The organism is Echinicola sp. 20G (assembly GCF_015533855.1).
In the GTDB taxonomy this organism is placed as follows: domain Bacteria; phylum Bacteroidota; class Bacteroidia; order Cytophagales; family Cyclobacteriaceae; genus Echinicola.
Genome location: NZ_AP024154.1, coordinates 3,055,592 through 3,072,788 on the forward strand (window position 1 = coordinate 3,055,592; position 17,197 = coordinate 3,072,788).

Here is a 17,197-nt window from a genome sequence, read left to right on the forward strand (position 1 = left end):
TTTGAGTTACCAGATTATAATGTAATGTCAATTCCCAAAGTAAATGACCTAGGGGTAGGGCCACTATTTTCTGGATCCCAATAAACCCAATCAGGGGAGAAGACTGCCACGTTCCGTACGGTCATATATGCTTTGAAACGATTAAGCTTCAATTTTTCTGCAAGTGATTTAGGAGCAGAGTATGCTAATGAAATGTTATCTAAACGAATGAAGTTTTTGGATCTGTAAATGTTGAAATTAGCACTTCCATTGCTCGAGTATAACCTTGCATAATCGTTTACAGGGTTTTCAGGAGTCCAATATGTTTGAACAAAAGAGTTATTTCTATCCAGGAATCCAGAGTTGTTTTTTGCTTGATTATAGGTGTTTATGTGCCCTGAAGAAGCATAAAGCATAAATGAAGCATCGAAATATTTGAAAAAAGTGAATTTGTTACGAATAGACCATCTTATTTTGGGACGGTATTGGCCAATAAACTCCTTGTCATCATTGGTATACTGGTAATCTCCATTTTTATCGTAAACCTTAAAATCCCCAGGCCTTACGCCATATTTTGAAGCTTCCTCAGCTTCATTTTCCTGCCAAACACCCAAGACCCTGTAATCCCAAACTTCGCCAATAGCTCTGCCAATAAACCAACCATTGGAGATGTCGTCTGCCTCTTTTTGTCCGATAACATTGCCGTTTTCATCCAGAACGTCCTCCATGGTTCCATACAAACTCACTATTTTATTACTGTTAGTAGTGAAATTTCCGCTCGTACTCCATGAAAAATTTTCCCTTTTGATATTATTGGAAGTTAAAGTGATTTCAATGCCTTTGTTTTTTACTTCGCCAAGATTATCCCAGACATTGCTAAAACCTAAAATATCCGGTAAACTTCGTTGCACAAGCAGGTTGCTTGTTGTTGATATATATGTTTCAATGTTACCTTCCAATATGTTTTTGAGAATGGAAAAGTCCAAACCTAGGTTATAAGATTCTGTTTCTTCCCATTTTAGGTTTCTGTTGTTCATTCTGTTAACATACAGCTGGGTGGATTGATAAAGCGTGCCGTCCAAGGAGGAGTACAGGTACTTGGAGGAATTTAGGTCGGTAAGTGCAACATATCTTCCAATATCTCTATTTCCATTTGCTCCCCATGAGAACCTTAATTTCCCGTAATCCAGCCAGTCCAAATTGATGAAGGATTCATCGGAAAATACCCAGCCCAGCCCATAGGATGAAAAGGTTGCTCTTGGGCTCATTTGCCCAAATGCGGAGTAGCCGTCTCGACGTGTTGTGACTGTAAGTAGGTATTTGTCCTTAAAGGAATAAAAGAGTCGGCCCATTAAAGCATCCCCTGTACTGTATTCATCATTACTGGAAATCTCCGGCGTACTTCCTGATCCCATATTGTGATATCCCAACCCATCATGTGGATCAAAACCTATGTTGCTCATTTGATCAGACCAGAATTGGTATTTTTCAGCATTCAACAAGCCTGTAAATTCCAAATGATGGTCCCCAAAAGTTTTTTTCCAGGAAAGTATGTTGTCCAATTGCCAATAATAAACCTGGTGGTTATACCTTCGTGCCCTGCCTCCCCGGGCTGTCCAATCAGGATGTTCGACAGACATATGTTCAAGGTCCCGGTGCCACTCAAGCCTTGGTGTAAAATTGGTTTGAAATGACAGGCCAAAAGGCAAGTTGAGCTTGGCATATAGAACTGTGTTTAAAGTGTAGAAATCCCTTTTTTTATCAAGGTACTCCATACTTAAAAAAGGGTTTCTGGAATTTCCCCCTGGATCATCTTGTGGGCTGAATCGTAATGATCCATCTTCGTTGAACTCTGAACCCCAAGGAGAAGCTTGTGTAATTTGCCACCAATCTGCACTGACCTGACTCTCATCTCTTAATGCAAACTGAGTGTTGACCCCAACACTCAAGTAGTTGGTAACGTCCAGATCTACCTTTAGTCGTGATCTTATATTGGAAAATTTATCCCCTACAATAATACCTTCATTATCTAAATAGCCCAAAGACCAATAGTAGGAGGCATCCTCTTTTTTGCCTGAAATACTTATATTATAATCCTGGCGTTTTGCTGTTCTAAAGACTTTATCATACCAGTTAATACTACGACCCAACTTATAGTTTTCGATTTCAATGGGCTGGAGACCGATTCTTGCTAACCAAACATCTATGGGGTCACCATCTGATCCATCATAGGCTAACCAATCATCTACAGTGATGTCACTTGGAAGAGTTCTGGGATCAGAAAACTGAAAGGGCTGGTGGTTAACATTGATACTTTCCATAACGTCTTCCCTCCAACTTAGGAAATCATTTCCCTGATAAACCGGCATGTCATTGGCCAAGGTTGATAGCCCTACATTTGCATTGAAATTAATACTGGATTTTGGAGATTTGGCGTTCTTGGTAGTGATTACAATTACCCCGCTAGCCGCTTTTGCCCCATATACTGCCGCCGAACTTGCATCCTTTAGAACATCCATTGTCTTGATGTCATTTGGGTTGATATCAGAAAGGTCCCCGTAATATATAACCCCGTCCAAAACGATTAAGGGAGAAGTGGAAGCATTCAATGAGTTTTGCCCCCGTATCCTAAAACTTGCATCAGTTCCTTTGGCAGAAGTACTGTAACCAACAACGTTTACTCCCGCAACATTACCTCTTAGAATGTCCTGAATGGCATTTGGATTTTCATTTTCTAATTGTTCAGCCTCTACCTGGGAAATAGCCCCTGTTAAATCCCTTTTGTTCTGGGTACCATAGCCTATTACTACGACCTCCTCCAAGGATGAAAGGTCTTCTTCAAGGATGAGACTGAGGTGGCTTTCATTTGAAATTTGAATGCGTTGGGTCTGATAACCGATATATGAAATGATGAGTATGTTCCCGCTATCAGCTTGAATCGAAAATTCTCCATTGATATCGGAAACAGTTCCAGTGGTTGTTCCCTCAATCCTGATGGTAACCCCCGGAATAGGGATGTCATCTTTGTCCTTTATGGTCCCTGTAATCGTGGATTTTTGAATTTTTATTGGAATAGCCCCTTCAGATGAACTTTGTGAGCCCCTTGCAACATAAATTGAATTATTGACTTGTTTGAATCTTATTTTTTCCTTTTTTGCAATCTCAGTAAGAATTTCATTGACGGTTCTTTTCCCTCCTGAAACATGCACTTCCCTTTCTTCAAGCTTTAAGCTTTGGGGATACACGAAATAATAGTCAGTTTCCTTTTCTAAATAAAGGAAGAAATCTTTGACCTTCCAGTTATGGCCTTCTAGCGTGATATAGGTTTTGTCTATGGGTTTTATTTGTGCATTAATATTGCTGGCCATTAAGGTTGATAGGCAGAAAATTTGCAAAATAGATGCATACAGCAGGTTTTTGGATACCATCTTTATTAGGTACAGTAGTTTTAATTTCATAATTTTAACATGTTTTATTGATAATTGACTTCTTTAAAGCATCAGGGTAAAAAGTTCATTTGGCGATGGAGTTTTACCCTGTTTTGTTTTTCATAGGCGCTATTTTTTTATTGTTACATTTTTATCATTTATTTCAAATTTAAAATCCATAGAAAAGGAGAGTCCGGATAGAATACTTTCCAAATTTTCATTAGCAAAAGTCCCGGAAATCCTTTGGCTTGTATCTATGTTTAAAATTGAAATTTCAACTCCATACCATCTTTCGAGGGTGGAAAAAATATCGTTTAACGATTTATTGTCAATAGTGATTTTTCCTTCCTTCCAGGCAGTTAAACTATATGGATCAAACGAACCGATTTTAATACTGCCATTATCCCGTGAATCAAGGGTTGCGTCTTGACCTGGATTTAAAATTATCTTATCATTTGAGGATTCAACACTAACTTTGCCCTCTATTAGTGCCACTTGGGTATGGTCGTGTCTTGAAATGATATTAAAAGAAGTACCCAAAGCCGTAGTCTCAATTTTACCTGAGGAGACCTTGAACGGCTTACTCTTATTGGGAGCAATTTCAAAATAGGCTTCACCGTCCAAGGTTACTTTTCGATCATTTTTTCCAAAATCCTGGGGTAAAGAAATTTCTGAAATTGAGTTGAGAATGATTTTACTTTTGTCGGGGAGGATTAATGTTAGTTTTTCTCCTGGCCCTGTGGATCGAGTCATTAGTGGTCTTGCAGTAGAGGTGTTTTGGATGCTTGCTGGCTGATTGTTCACCATATATAAAATAGCATAGCCTGCAAAGAGTATAAATACTATGATAGCAGCAAATTTTCTGTACTCTTGCCAGATCCGTCTGATAAAATTGTGACTTTTGGACTCACCCCTTTGATTTATTTTATCGTGAATTTTTAGAAGTACCGGGAGAAAGGGTTTATCCTTTTTGTTAATTTCCAGACCAAATTGATCCCAATCATTTTTAAGGATCCGTTTAAGCTCTCTTTGGGAATCAGGCCTTGAAAGCCAATAATGAACCTCTTTCTTTTCTTCTTCAGAAAGTTGATTATTGATTAGTTTGTATAAAGTCTTTTTTTCCAATGTATTCTTAATAAAATGGCTCTTTTATAGAATACACGAATGAATGATGGTTTACTTAATGAAAAGTGAATTTTTATTAAAAAATAATTTAAAAACCTGTAAATCAGGTAAATAAATGTATTAGGAATAAGGAAGTGATCCCAGTACTCTTTAAAAGTTGACTTTTTAAATTTTTGGTGGCCAAGTAAATATGGTGCTCAATCGTCCTTTTTGATAAATTCAGCTTTTTAGCAATTTGAGCATTTGACAAACCCTCCAGTTTACTGAGCTTGAAAACTTGTTGCTGTACTTCAGGTAATTCTGAAATTAAATGTAAAACCTTAATTTCAAGTTCTTCAAATACCAAATTATTGATTGCCTTGCTTTCAATGATTACTGCTGTATCTGGAGCATCATCTAGTTGTAACTTTTCATGACTATCCCGAATTAAATTGATCAAACTGTTTTTGACAGATTTAAATAAGTATGCCCTGAAACTTTTGTTTGAATCTAGCCTTCCCCTGTTTTCCCAAATTCTAATAAATACCTCCTGAACAGCTTCTTCCGCTTCAATGGGATCCTTAATATAGGATACGGCAAATGCCATGAGATGATTGATATATCTAAAATACAGTTCATCAAAAGCAAAGATATCTCCTTGTCTAAGTAGTAATATTAACTCTTTTTCACCATGGTCTTTTAAGGGTCTCATTTATGAAATATGGCTTTTGATTGGTCGTCACGAGGACAACAAGGCTATTAGGATTTATTCCCAAAAATTATTAAAGATATTTTAATTTTAAAATATAATATTAGCTAATAAAGCTATAACTTCTAATCTCAGTCGATAAATTCCTTGATTGAGCTTGAAAACTTAGTATTTGTGAAAATGTTACCTGATTGACCTCATTGATGCCAAAGATCTTAAATCACTTCTTAAGTAGTTGGAAATCATAAGTTATTGATTACTTAATTAAACCAATCATTTGGATATCCTCTTAGTCTTTACCGGTAAAACTTTGGATATATATTATATGTGATCATGTGATGTTGGGGTATTGATGTTTTATTGGTGAAGGATTTTTGAGTTGTTAACGTTAATGAAGCTACCCAATATCCGGTTTTGATTTTATATTGAACAAATCTTGATCGGGAGTTAAATCCAGTATTTTAGGTTAAGGTAGGTTGGTATTATTAAGGACATAGGATCTATTTTGTATCCAATAAATATTATTTCTACTGTTTTATATTGTCCCAATCTTTTGACTTATTTGTTCAATCAATATTAAGGTTGGTCATTTTTCATAATAGATAAGTTCAAGCCACCAACTTGTTAGCCCTTCAAAGAAATGGTTAAGCCATATCGTTGTAAATTTTAGAATAGGGTGGATTCAGTTTAGTTTGAGGTGGTCACTTGGCCACAGCAAGATGTAGTTTTGTATACAAAACCATCTTTTCAGCCTCCAAAGTCGGTGGAAAGGTGCTCGGGACTCGCAGCCTTTTGACGGCAGAAAACTGTGGCTATAATAGTTGATAAGTGTTGTTGCCGATCTAGGTAAAAGTCAACTTTAACAGTTCAACTAGGATAGGAGAAACGGTGATCATCTGTTGTTTTTTATGACGGATTCATTGGTATCCACTCCACCTTTCTGCAAATATATTCCGGTCAGGAAAACGGTCAAGGGCAAGTGAATGCTTCCTGCCGCCAGCACCCTTGACCTTTATTCCTTCCCGTGATTAAGTGGCATCCAAGAGGAGTGAATGAAGGGAGGTTTGGTCATAATTTAAGTTTCAATAGGGAGTTTAAAAGGGGACAAATTGGCGATGATAAATTAAATGTGGTTTTTAGGATATTGTTTGTTGTGAAATTGTACTTTTTATGAAAATCATTGACCCAAAGGTCAGGGTATCCCCAGCTTTACCCCAGCTTTGATGTAGCTTTGCCCCAGCTTTGGTGTAGGGTTGCTATAGGGAAGAGAGAAGAGGGAAGTTTGAAGTGGGAAGAGGGAAGTGGGAAGTACGAAGTTTGAAGAGGAGAGTCTGGTAGCTGTGGTGCTTGGATAAGGTAAGTATGGTCCACAGATGAATGGGATAAACACGGATGGTAGGTGGTGGGAAGAGGAAAGTTTGAAGTGGGATGTACGAAGATTATCTAGGGTAAACTGGCTAAGGATCTTGAATCTGTTTTGGGTATTTCAAATGCCCGTTATGGTTGAGTCTGGATTGCAAATCAAGATTAGTGAAGTAGGAAGTGGTAAATGTCGCAAAGTTTAGCTGATGGGATAACTGGGTTTCCACCTTTCCAAATTCCTTTAATAAATGGCTCCTGCGATAACTTTTCATGACCAGAAAAGGAGCCACTTTTTCGTACACTGATAAATCCAATTTGTAGTACCTGTCGAACTCCCTTTTTAGGGCTTCAGGGCTTAAAAATTTTTCCATAACACACCTTCTTCCTACTTCTCCTTGCCAGAAGTAATGCTCAGTATTAAATAACATCGGCTGTAAACATAATAAAAACAGGCATTTACTCCAATTGGTGCTATTAGGATTTGTCAGGATTTTCATGTTTTCTGTCATCTGACAGTAATTGTGTAAAAAATGCAAAATAATGTTTGTATAGTTTTATTTGTTTCGATTTAGTGCTTAAATTTTTTTCATATTAAACCTCAAATCAGAAGTCAAAGCCAGTCAAATGAAAAGTTTTATAAGAACATATACCGAACTGATCCCATTGTTGATCGCTTTCTTATTTGCCTATACAGCGGTCAGCAAAGTGTATGATTGGCAGGGCACTGAGATTGCCCTTAGAAATCAGGTTTTCCCCTTGTGGATGGTAGAAGGACTGCTGTGGGGCTTGCCAGCAATGGAGTTGACCGTAGCCATCATGGTGCTGACCCAGAAATGGCGCAGAAGAGGGATGTGGGCATCTTTTGGATTGATGGTCACTTTTACGGGCTACCTGGGACTGGTGATCCTGAACGTATTCGATAGAGTGCCCTGCAGCTGTGGGGGAATACTGAGTGGTTTGGGATGGGAGGAGCATCTGGTGTTTAATCTTACGGTGCTGGTGTTGATGGTGGTATGGGTAATGATGTACGAAGCAGGAAGGTTGAATAGGAGAACTTGAAGTACGAAGCGGGAAGTTTGAAGCCTGCCTGGCGGCAGACAGGTAGGAAGTTTTCCACAGTGAGGAATGAGGAATTGGAAAGCGGCATTTCAAATGCCTGTGATTTATGGGGCCAGATTGCAAATCTGGACCAGCATTGAGACAAACATAAAAAAGTTAATAGGCCATCCACTGCTCAAAGCCAAGCTACAGCGGCAGATTTTTAATAACGAATAGAAAAAAGATATACACGGCCAGTGAAGGCACGAGGTGCTTGCCTGGCATCAGCAGGGGGAAGAAATCCGGCCGTCCCTCTCGGAAGGTCCACGAAACCAAAACGACCGGAGTTCAATGTTCATATTAATATATAAAATTATGAAACTTAACATTTTAAATCTAGTTAAAGGCGGGGTTTTTCTCTTCGCCATCTTGGCTGCGTTTGCATTTACGCAGCCCGTGGACATGGACGAGCCCAGGTTCGGACAGTCCGGAAGTGAGTGGTACGATGTGACCAATGTTGAAATTGGGCCTGGAGATGACCAGTACCAATGTACGGGAACCACCAGCCAGTGCCTCTACGAGGATGCTTCCACCGCCAATCCCGTAGCAGGTGCCTTGGGTAACTTCGAACCGGGTGATGACCTGGATCCAATCCCATAGCCTTTGGTTGCTCAATGGTAAAGGGAAGCGAATACCGCTTCCCTTTTTTTGTCTACAAAGAGCCGTTCAGTTCCTGTTCATAAGGCGGAATCTGTACGAGGTAATCTGCAGGTTCATCGCCGAGCCCATACTGAAAGCCATCTACCGTTCTATCTGCATGGACTTTTCTTTGCGGATCTCCCAAAAGTCTTCTCACGTCCATCCAACGGATACTACCCCTAAAAGCCAGTTCTTTTCGTCTTTCCAACAGAATGATATCAAGGGCTTCTTCTTGACCGGAAGCCGTATAGGGCCTGAAGCTCTCCGGTAAATGACGCCTTTCCAATAAATAGTTCAACGCTGCCAACCCCGATTCACTGTCCCCCAACCTGGCCAGGCATTCTGCCTTGTTGAGATAAAGCTCATCGGTGGCCAATCCCCCAAAAACCAAATAACTTCCCGTATAGCTGCCCCTGAAATTGGCCAGGCCATTGTTTTGGGGATCTTCGAAGTAGTAGAACTGCTTTCTCAGGTCACCTTCTGCATATTTATCGTATAGTGCTGGATGTACAAAAGCCTGTGAACTGTAAAGGTAGGAATAGGCAGGAAGCTGGCTGTGGAAGATTACCTCTGGGTTGAATTCCAGGAAGGTTTCGCCGTCATCGGATAGGTCTACCTCTCCGGAGGCTTCCAGCTGGGCCAAGTCCATCAGCTGTGCCTGTGCCTCCAAAGTTTTATTGGCATAGCGTAAGGCTGCTTCATAGTCCCCCTTGACCAAATAGAACCTACTGAGCATGCCCCATGCGGCTTTCTGGGTCGGGGAATACGGATAGTTGGCCGTGCCCGGGAGAAGGTCTGCTGCTTCCAATAGGTCCTCTTCGATCAATCGATAGGTAGTCTCCAGATCGGAAATGGCCGGTCTTTCATTCACATTGGCATTTCGCTTCAGTGGCAAACCCTGGACCGGATTTTCCGATGAGCCAGATGGGTAGGGGGCGGCGAAATATTGGCTCAGCTCAAAATAATGGCTGGCACGGTAAAACAATGCCTTGCCTTTGATGGTGTTCATCATTTGCTGATCGGATGATGATTGTGGCGCTATGTCCCGAAGTTTCTCCAATACCACATTGGAATAGAATATGGCAGCATAGGGAGCGGACCAAGCGTCCATTTTTCCGGTGTCATCGGCCAGGTCCATGGACCAGGTATAAGCCTCACGCTCCCACTGGTAGGAAAAGCCCTGTAATCCCTCGTCAGTGGTATAATAGTCGTCGGCAAGGATGATCCCCAGGTGCAGGCTGTTGTTCATGTATTGGGTAAACTCCAATAGGGCTGCCAGGTCATCCAGGGATTCGGGAACCACAAGGCTCTTTTCGGGCTTTTCATCCAGGAACTCCTCACAGGAGCTCAGCAAGTGGACAATGCTTATGATCATAATGGTAAGGATGGGTTTGAGGGTATGGTTCATATTTATAGTATTTAGTCGTTAGTATTGAGTCTTGAGACTTATTTACGGTAGCGAGAATGTCCTTAGCCTACACTTCAGTTCAGTTTTCCGAGTCATTTATGGCCCCCTAGATCCCCCTTGAGGGAGACTTCTCGATATCGAAATAAGTGCCTTCCCTTAGAGGGGGGAGGTTATGAGGGGGTATTTTTTTTCTTTCCTCTTTACTCTTTCTTCTAAAAAAAGAGTCCCGGTTTCCCGTCTGGAAACATTTCCCGCTGACGATGTTGTGTTATCAAATCATATGAAGAAAGTATGCGGTAAGGGACTCTGTTTAGATATTAGACCCCGATAGCCATCGGGGCAAACTAGATAAAAGACTGATTCACATGAGAGAGGCTATTTCTGCACCGTCTTTGAGACCACGGTACTTCTAAAGCTCTGTTTTATTTGGTCCCTCAGCACAGCTGAAGGGACAACCCCGAAACAATCTTTTCTTTATAATTCTTGCTATTTTCATTTGATACTTATTGCTCAAAAACAAGCCCCGCCCACCGGGGTTGTTCATACAGATAATTCGATTTTTTTATAGTTATACATAAATTATTGGTGGACGGAGCTATATCTTCCATGGGCTTAGAAACCAATCCTTAGTCCCAATGCCATGCTTCCCAGAGGTTTGCTGCTGCGGTAGTCAGGGTCCAGGGGATCGTCCTTGGCCGCTTTCCAGAGGATGCCCAGGTTATTGGCGTAGGCGTAGAACTCCACACTTTGGAAGGGCAGTGCCTGCACCTGTTTTTGGTGCATCAGGTAACTTAGCCGGATATCCTGCAGGCGGATATGGTCTCCCTTTTCCACCAACACTTCGGATAACTGGTAAAAGGTATTCCGGTAGGTGTCCTGTGCCCCGGGCATGGAGGGCACTTGGGTAAAGGCCTCATCGCCGGGCTGCTGCCAGCGCAGGTGGTAATCGCTGTGGGTAATATTGCCGTTCATCAGTTCCCGGTAGCTGACCGAGGCCCTGCGGTAGTAATAGCCCAATCTATAACTGATATTAAAGGAAAAGGAAAGCTGCTTCCAGGTCAGGGTATTCCGCAGGGCCCCATAACCGGTGGGACGTGCACTGCCATGATAGACCAGCTGCTCAGGCGTGGAGTTCCTGACAATGTCCCTGTAATCCTGGCTTTCTTCCCCGTCCAGGTAGCCGATGGGATTTCCGGTCTGGCCATCCAATCCTCCCCAACGGTAGCTGTGGACTGCAAACAGTGGCCTGCCCTCATAGGGGGCGATGTATTCTCCCAAATAATTATTGGTAGGGGACATGACCTCATATTCCTCGACGGTTTCCTTTAGGGAGCTGTGCAGGAGGTTGGCCTGCCAGGATAGTGGGCCGTTCAGGATATTGGCCTGCAGGTTGATATCGATGCCCCTGGTCAGTGTGCCCGCGAAGTTGCCACGTAGCTGCGAGATGCCCGAAGTGGGCGGGAAGGGCATGTCGCCGATCAGGTCCGTTCCCCTTTTGCGGTAGACTTCCACATTACCGGAAAGCACGTCATCTTTGGTACTGAAGTCCAATGCCAGGTTGAGGATGCCGATCTTTTCCCAGCGCAGGTTGGGGTTGGGCGGGTTTTGGATCTGTGCGATCCGGATGCCAGGCACCAAGTTGAAAATCCCGGATATAAAATAGGAGGCCGTGGTATAGGCGCTGACCGATTTGTCAATATTGCCATTGTAGCCATAGGTGGCCCTGAGCTTGAGGTAGGGCAGGAAGGAGGAACGGTAAAATTCCTCACCACTGATGATCCAGCCCAGGCCCGTGGACCAGAGTGGCACTCCCTTCTGGTTGGTGTCCACCCCAAAGAGGTTGGAGGCATCCCGACGGACACTGGCAGAGAGCAGGTAGCGCCCCTGATAGGAATAGCCGGCATTGGCATACAGGGAATAGAAGCGGTCCACCAGCCCGGAGTGGCTGTTGCCATTGGGGATGGCCGAAAGGCTGCCCCGCGGATTGGTACGGTAGCGTGTCAGGAAGTCCACCGGCTCACTGAGGCCCAGGTTATCATCATATCCATAGAAGCGGCTGGCGGTGGACAGGGCAGAAAGGTCTTTGAGCTCCCATCCACCCAAAAGGGAGAGGGAGTGCCCCGAGGACCAGTCATGCTGGTAGCTGAGCTGTGCACGGGCGGTATGGCTGCGGGAGCTTCCGTTCCGCTGGTCCAGTACCCCTCCCACGGGAACGGCCGGACTGGCATTCCCATTGTCATCGAACTGCATATAGCGGTTGATGAGCAATCTTGTGGAATAGGCTTCCACGGGACTGTACTGGCGGTTTTCGGTTTGGTTCTGCCAATACTGGTACATGACCTTGGCTTTCAGCCCCGGCAATAAGTTATAGTCCAATCCGGTATTCAGCCGGATATCCTGCTGGGTGGAGCGGTTGGATGACCTTCCGATCTCCTCCAAAGGGACATAATCCCAGTCCAGAAAACCGTCCCCTGCAGTGGCTGCCTTGTAGCGGCTGCTGAAGTCACTGATGATGGGTTTGGGAAGGCCGTTTTCATCCACCAGCTTTTCATAGGGGTGGGGGTTGGGAACCGTATTGTCCCGGTCGGACTGGGAGCGGATATAGTGCATGCCTGCCAGGAGCTCTCCCTTGCCGCCCAGTATTTTCCATTGCTGGTTGGTGTTCAGGGTAAGGCGGTCATTGGCATTGCCCACGATGCCCTCTAAGTCGCGGTCATAACCTGCCGCGAACTGGTAGCGATGGCTGCCCGAGCCACCACGTGCCTGGAGGCTGTACTGTTGCTGGACCTGCTGGCGGTAATAATACCCGGACAGGTCTTCACGGGCATCCTGTGAGGCATAGCGTTGCAAGAGGGCGTCCTTTTCTGCCCCGCTGATCAGGCCATCGGAATGGGCGATCAGGCCTTCCACCACGGGGGATAGCGGTGGACGGCTGCTTTGGTTGATGTTGCCATCGTAGAAGCCCTGTTCATATAGTTGCTGCTCTATGCCTACAAAGTCCCCAATATCCATCTGTGGGCGATAAAACAGGTCGTTCTTCTCGGTGATGTTCACACTTGAATTGAGGCTGAAGGCGGTCTTTTCACCATAATCCCCCTGTTTGGTACTGATTACGATGACCCCATTGCCCGCACGTGCACCCCAGATGGAAGCGGCAGCTGCATCCCGGAGGACCGTGATGCTTTCGAAATCATTGGGGTTGAGGTTTTCCCATGGGCCATCATAGGGAAAGCCGTCGATGACGATCAGGGGCATGGTCTCGGCAAAGAGCGTACTGCGCCCGCGGATGCTGACAGGGTCGCTGTCCGAGCCGAATCCCCGGTTGGTGATCAGGCCGGGCGTGAGGTCTTCCAGTCTGCTGAGGAGGTCGGGGCTGACCTTTCTTTCGAGCAGCTCCCGGCCCAGGTGCGCAAAGGACCCCGTGGCCCTTTCCATGGGCAGCTCCTGATAGCCTGTGGAGACCACGGTCACCGAATCCAGGCCCAGGGCGGATTCTTCCAATGCATATTGGCGTCCCACGGTAAAGGGAGCCTCAAAAGCAGCACTGACATGGCCAAGGTAGGAGATGAGCAAGTGCTGTTCATCGGAAGGCCTTGAGGGCAGTTCAAAGTGGCCATCGCTATTGGTGACGGTGCGGATGGGACTGTCGCTGACTTCCACCAGGGCACCTGCCAGTGGACTTCCCGTGGATTGGGAGATGACCTGTCCCCTATAGGGGGATTCCTGTGCCGCAAGGGGATGTATCAGGTATAGCAAAAACAAGGTTAAGAGTAATATCTGTTTCATGGTTGTAGGGTTAGGAATTGGACATAAATTTCAAAAAGGCCAGGAGCTGATCCGGATCGGTGGGCAACTGCCCGATCCTGCTGACCTGCCCTTCGGCATTGATCAGCATCTGGGTAGGGAAGGAGCGGATACTGTAATACTCCAGCAAGGGATGGTCAAAGCCCGGGGCATGGAGGTTGAGCACATGGGAGGAGGTGAACTTGCCCTGCCCGATGCTTTTCTTCCACCGCTGTTTGTCCTTGTCCGCGGATATGGACACGATGAGGATATCCTCTTCGGTGCGGAGTTGGCTTTCTACAGGCTTGAGGGTTCCCTCAAAGTACCACATGCAGGGCTTGCAGCCCGTGAACCAAAAGTCCACCAGGACGGTCTTGCCCTTGAAGTCCCGAAGGCTGACAGGGTTTCCTTCCCCATCCAAGAGCGGGATATCCGATACGGTACTGCCGATCTTTTGGGCTTCATAGAGCTGGCCGATGGTTTCCCGGATCCATGGGGTTTCCACTGCCTCCAACCCCAGGTCAAAGCGATTGTTGGGATCCTCAAACTTCCGGAAGTAGCGGGCCAGGTATTTGCCATAGAGCAGGTCATGGACCACAGGACTGTACTGCCCATAGAGCTGTGTGACCGAGGTGTTTTCCACTACGGACCTCAGGGTGTTTTTATCGAGCAGGTAGTCCATATAGGGAATGCTCAGCACCTTAATAGCATCGGGGATATGGTCTTCGGGCAAGGGAGCGATGGCATTCTTATATAGCGCCAACGCCTTAGGCCCTTTTTCGTAATTGCGCTTGAGATAGCCTACCTTTTTGCCCAGCAGCTGTCCATAGGTATCCGCTTCCAGTACCTGGATCAACTCCTCGGGCACTGCTCCCCTGTATTGGTCCAGCACCTTCCAGGCGGGATGCTTTGAAATGTCCTGCCCCAATAGGTCAGCAAGTGCGGCCATCCCTTTGGATTTGGGGCCTACAAAGCGGATCAGGGGATGGATGGAAGAAGCCTTGTCCAGGGCGTCCCGGTACCGCGGGTCCTTCACCAGTGCCTCGGCCCTGTCCGTGTACATGATGGGTGTCCTGCGGTACTGCGCATTGGCCAGTGCCAGGGAAAGGTCATACTGACAGCGGAACTTCCCGGCGTCGGGACCATCAAAGAGCAGCCTGCCCTGGTTCAGGTCGATCAGGATGCGGACGCTGTCCCCGGGGGACACATGGTATTGGTCCAGGTAGGTATGGCCATCATGGCGGATACTGAGCCAGCCATGCTGCGCAAAGGCTGGACTCTCCCAGCCGAAGGTCATGGCACCCATGCTGCCATTAAAGAGGTGGCCCCTTTCGGTAGGGAGCTGTTGTTTGAGCGGGGCAGGGATATCCGTGCGCCCATAGAGGAAGTGCTCCCAGAATACCACTTCCACCTCCTCGATCAGCGGGTTGCTCTTGATCTCCCCATACACCACCATCGGAGCACCTTGTGACCCTCCCGGGGCGGTGTGAGGTGAAGCAACTTGGGCATATGTCTCACTTCCTAAAAGGCATAGCAATGCCAGGAAGCAGTTTTTCGTTAATGCTTTCATAGTTATTAAGGTGTTTGTAGAGAGTTGGAATGCCTCGTCTAGCATCTTTTTAGATAAAAGACCCCGATAGTCATCGGGACAGGATCAAGACAAAAGACTTGTTTACGGAGACGAAAACGCCCTCAAACCCGTCATTGAGAGGAGGAGGAACGACGACGTGGCAATCCCACTTTCCGAAGCAGCTATTTACCCTCACTTCTCCTTTGCCTTACTTTTTTCCATTACTGAAAAAAGTAACAAAAAAAGCTAGGCCGGTGGAGCGTACTTCAAATTGGGTCGATATGGTATACGAGTCCAATAGGTTATGTCCAATTTGATTTTTGCCCAATTGTTCCAGGCTAAAAATGAGTGGATCTCGCTGTTCCACAACGCGAGCTAACTCATTTTCTTAACGCCTTACTCAAATGTTCAAAAACCGTACGCTCCAAGGGCCGGATCATGGAACGCGGTCCGAGAACGAAGTAGTGACGGAGACGAAATCAAGTCTCACTTCTCACATCTCAAGTCTAGTGTCTTTTCCAACACTTCTACATTTATAAGAAATTGATTAAATCCCAGCGCTAATAAAGCCCCAGGCCAGGCTGCCCTACCAGACGTTCCTTCCGGAGCGGAACGAATGCAGCCAACGAATTGCGATAAAAGTGCATACCGATCAAATAGGTTTAATAGTTCTTTTGTGGTTTGGTATCGGTATATGAATTGATCTGAGTATTGAATTAATGGTATCGAACCTGTGCACTAGCTCAATCCTCACGACTCAATACTCCCTACTAATTTTATATTGGATTTTTCGGTTTGCGTATAAATAGCATATCAAACTGTGTACAGCTGTTTTGGCTACTCAGACAACTTGGATTAAAAATATAGGCAGCTGAACCTTCTCTTCTAAAAGAAGACCATAAAGGATCATGATATGTAAATGATGTGCTGCCCATAATGTCTTTTTATCATTATGAGCCTCGAAAAGTGGGGATAGGACTATAGCGTGGGCTCCCATCAACCGCACTGCAAGGTTCCGACGCCTATTAGGAACGGGATTACGATAGGGCCCAACAGCTATAGAATGTACAAAAGTACATAAAATAACTGTGTGGGCATTAACCTACCGTCTCGTCCTAATTTAATTTGTCGGATTTTGCAGTCGAGACTCTTTTAGTTAATGCCTGTTAAAGGAATTATCCTTCTAAGGATCAATATATTTTATAATCGTAAATATATTTAATCTGGTCTATAATAAAAATAATTTGACCAAAAAGTAGACTAAGTTTCTTTTTCCATTTGAGAATGGAAAAAGAAAATGACTTAACTTATGACCAAGAAATAGGAGAGAGGCTCAAAATGATTATGGAATACCTTGGACTTCATGTTGAGGGATTTGCTAAACTTTTAGAAATTTCCTCTAATCATACCTATTCTATCCTAAGAGGAAGAAGAAAGTTTACTCAAGACCGAGCAAAAATTTTATCTGATAAAATCTCCTCGATTTCACAAAGTGAGATTTTTGATCTTAATAGTAAAATAAAAAGTAATATTGGTGATTCAGAATGGATGCAAGGATTCCGAGAAAATTATAAGAATAATAGAGAGTTCTTCGTCGAAAGTTGGGAAGAGAGAAAGCTATCAACCTTAATCAGGAACAAGTTATTATATAAAAACTATTTTATGAATAGAAGGACGGTTGCTGAAGTAAGGAAAGCATGTATGGATTTGGGAGAAGTCCATATAAGTGAGAAAATCACGAAGCGACTTCTGTATTTAGTTAAAATTGGACTGATCTTCTCAGAAAAAGTACCAATAGTTTTAAAAGGAGGAGGGAAAGGTGACCGATTAATAAATGTTTATTGGCAGGAGGAAAAGTTTTAATTTAGATTTTAAGTTTGAAATTCGGTAAGGTAACCTTCATTTTATACAGGATTTTTAATGGTAAAAATATACCCTAGATGGGGTGTTTTTAATTCACGCATTCATTAGTTTAAAGGATGTATACTATTTTAGTTGCTTTGTAATTATTTTTAAGTGTTTGAAAACAGATAATTTACCTTCATTCTATTTGAGAATAATAATTATGGAATCAAAATTATAAAATTAAATGTACAATAAGTGTATATGATCATCAT

11 protein-coding genes are annotated in these 17,197 nt (G+C 44.3%); 4 read left to right on the plus strand and 7 right to left on the minus strand.

The genetic code is table 11. The features are described 5' to 3' along the window. Positions 1–14 precede the first annotated feature (14 nt). The 4 genes from JL001_RS12670 to JL001_RS12685 form a co-directional block, all read right to left on the minus strand. Positions 15–3,437, minus strand: a complete 3,423-nt coding sequence (locus JL001_RS12670) for a TonB-dependent receptor (protein WP_236252799.1) — start codon at positions 3,435–3,437, stop codon at positions 15–17. A gap of 99 nt (positions 3,438–3,536) precedes the next feature. Then, positions 3,537–4,532, minus strand: coding sequence for a FecR family protein (locus tag JL001_RS12675; protein ID WP_200976459.1), 996 nt, complete (start codon positions 4,530–4,532; stop codon positions 3,537–3,539). 103 nt (positions 4,533–4,635) lie between these two features. Next, positions 4,636–5,223: an RNA polymerase sigma factor gene (locus JL001_RS12680; RefSeq protein WP_236252800.1), complete on the minus strand. Its 588-nt coding sequence runs from the start codon at positions 5,221–5,223 to the stop codon at positions 4,636–4,638. A 1,454-nt stretch (positions 5,224–6,677) separates the two neighbouring features. After that, positions 6,678–7,079, minus strand: coding sequence for a hypothetical protein (locus JL001_RS12685; protein ID WP_200976461.1), 402 nt, complete (start codon positions 7,077–7,079; stop codon positions 6,678–6,680). A gap of 127 nt (positions 7,080–7,206) precedes the next feature. On the opposite strand from JL001_RS12685, the gene JL001_RS12690 reads away from it, so the two are divergent. The 3 genes from JL001_RS12690 (at position 7,207) to JL001_RS12700 (ending at position 8,280) form a co-directional block, all read left to right on the plus strand. Further along, on the plus strand, positions 7,207–7,641 hold the full coding sequence (locus JL001_RS12690; RefSeq protein WP_200976463.1) for a MauE/DoxX family redox-associated membrane protein: 435 nt from the start codon (positions 7,207–7,209) through the stop codon (positions 7,639–7,641). Then, complete coding sequence (locus tag JL001_RS12695; RefSeq protein ID WP_200976464.1) at positions 7,638–7,781, plus strand: hypothetical protein; 144 nt, start codon at positions 7,638–7,640, stop codon at positions 7,779–7,781. Before JL001_RS12690 ends, JL001_RS12695 begins: the two co-directional genes overlap by 4 nt. Before the next feature lie 214 nt (positions 7,782–7,995). Continuing rightward, the gene (locus JL001_RS12700; protein ID WP_200976467.1) at positions 7,996–8,280 is read left to right on the plus strand and encodes a hypothetical protein; all 285 of its coding nucleotides are present in this window, start codon (positions 7,996–7,998) and stop codon (positions 8,278–8,280) included. A gap of 52 nt (positions 8,281–8,332) precedes the next feature. Here the strand turns inward: JL001_RS12700 and JL001_RS12705 are convergent, their stop codons facing one another. The 3 genes from JL001_RS12705 to JL001_RS12715 form a co-directional block, all read right to left on the minus strand. Continuing rightward, positions 8,333–9,727, minus strand: a complete 1,395-nt coding sequence (locus JL001_RS12705; protein ID WP_200976469.1) for a RagB/SusD family nutrient uptake outer membrane protein — start codon at positions 9,725–9,727, stop codon at positions 8,333–8,335. 612 nt (positions 9,728–10,339) lie between these two features. Beyond that, complete coding sequence (locus tag JL001_RS12710; protein WP_200976470.1) at positions 10,340–13,513, minus strand: SusC/RagA family TonB-linked outer membrane protein; 3,174 nt, start codon at positions 13,511–13,513, stop codon at positions 10,340–10,342. Between the two features lie 10 nt (positions 13,514–13,523). Further along, on the minus strand, positions 13,524–15,080 hold the full coding sequence (locus JL001_RS12715; RefSeq protein WP_200976472.1) for a thioredoxin-like domain-containing protein: 1,557 nt from the start codon (positions 15,078–15,080) through the stop codon (positions 13,524–13,526). Positions 15,081–16,364: 1,284 nt separating this feature from the next. On the opposite strand from JL001_RS12715, the gene JL001_RS12720 reads away from it, so the two are divergent. Then, on the plus strand, positions 16,365–16,943 hold the full coding sequence (locus JL001_RS12720; protein WP_200976474.1) for a helix-turn-helix transcriptional regulator: 579 nt from the start codon (positions 16,365–16,367) through the stop codon (positions 16,941–16,943). The last annotated feature ends 254 nt before the right edge of the window (positions 16,944–17,197 follow it).

Bases quoted from the DNA above. Each gene is read 5' to 3' on its own strand.
- JL001_RS12670 (WP_236252799.1), bottom strand. From the start codon at position 3,437: ATGAAATTAAAACTACTGTACCTAATAAAGATGGTATCCAAAAACCTG.
- JL001_RS12680 (WP_236252800.1), bottom strand. From the start codon at position 5,223: ATGAGACCCTTAAAAGACCATGGTGAAAAAGAGTTAATATTACTACTT.
- JL001_RS12685 (WP_200976461.1), bottom strand. From the start codon at position 7,079: ATGAAAATCCTGACAAATCCTAATAGCACCAATTGGAGTAAATGCCTG.
- JL001_RS12690 (WP_200976463.1), top strand. From the start codon at position 7,207: ATGAAAAGTTTTATAAGAACATATACCGAACTGATCCCATTGTTGATC.
- JL001_RS12700 (WP_200976467.1), top strand. From the start codon at position 7,996: ATGAAACTTAACATTTTAAATCTAGTTAAAGGCGGGGTTTTTCTCTTC.
- JL001_RS12705 (WP_200976469.1), bottom strand. From the start codon at position 9,727: ATGAACCATACCCTCAAACCCATCCTTACCATTATGATCATAAGCATT.
- JL001_RS12710 (WP_200976470.1), bottom strand. From the start codon at position 13,513: ATGAAACAGATATTACTCTTAACCTTGTTTTTGCTATACCTGATACAT.
- JL001_RS12715 (WP_200976472.1), bottom strand. From the start codon at position 15,080: ATGAAAGCATTAACGAAAAACTGCTTCCTGGCATTGCTATGCCTTTTA.
- JL001_RS12720 (WP_200976474.1), top strand. From the start codon at position 16,365: ATGGAAAAAGAAAATGACTTAACTTATGACCAAGAAATAGGAGAGAGG.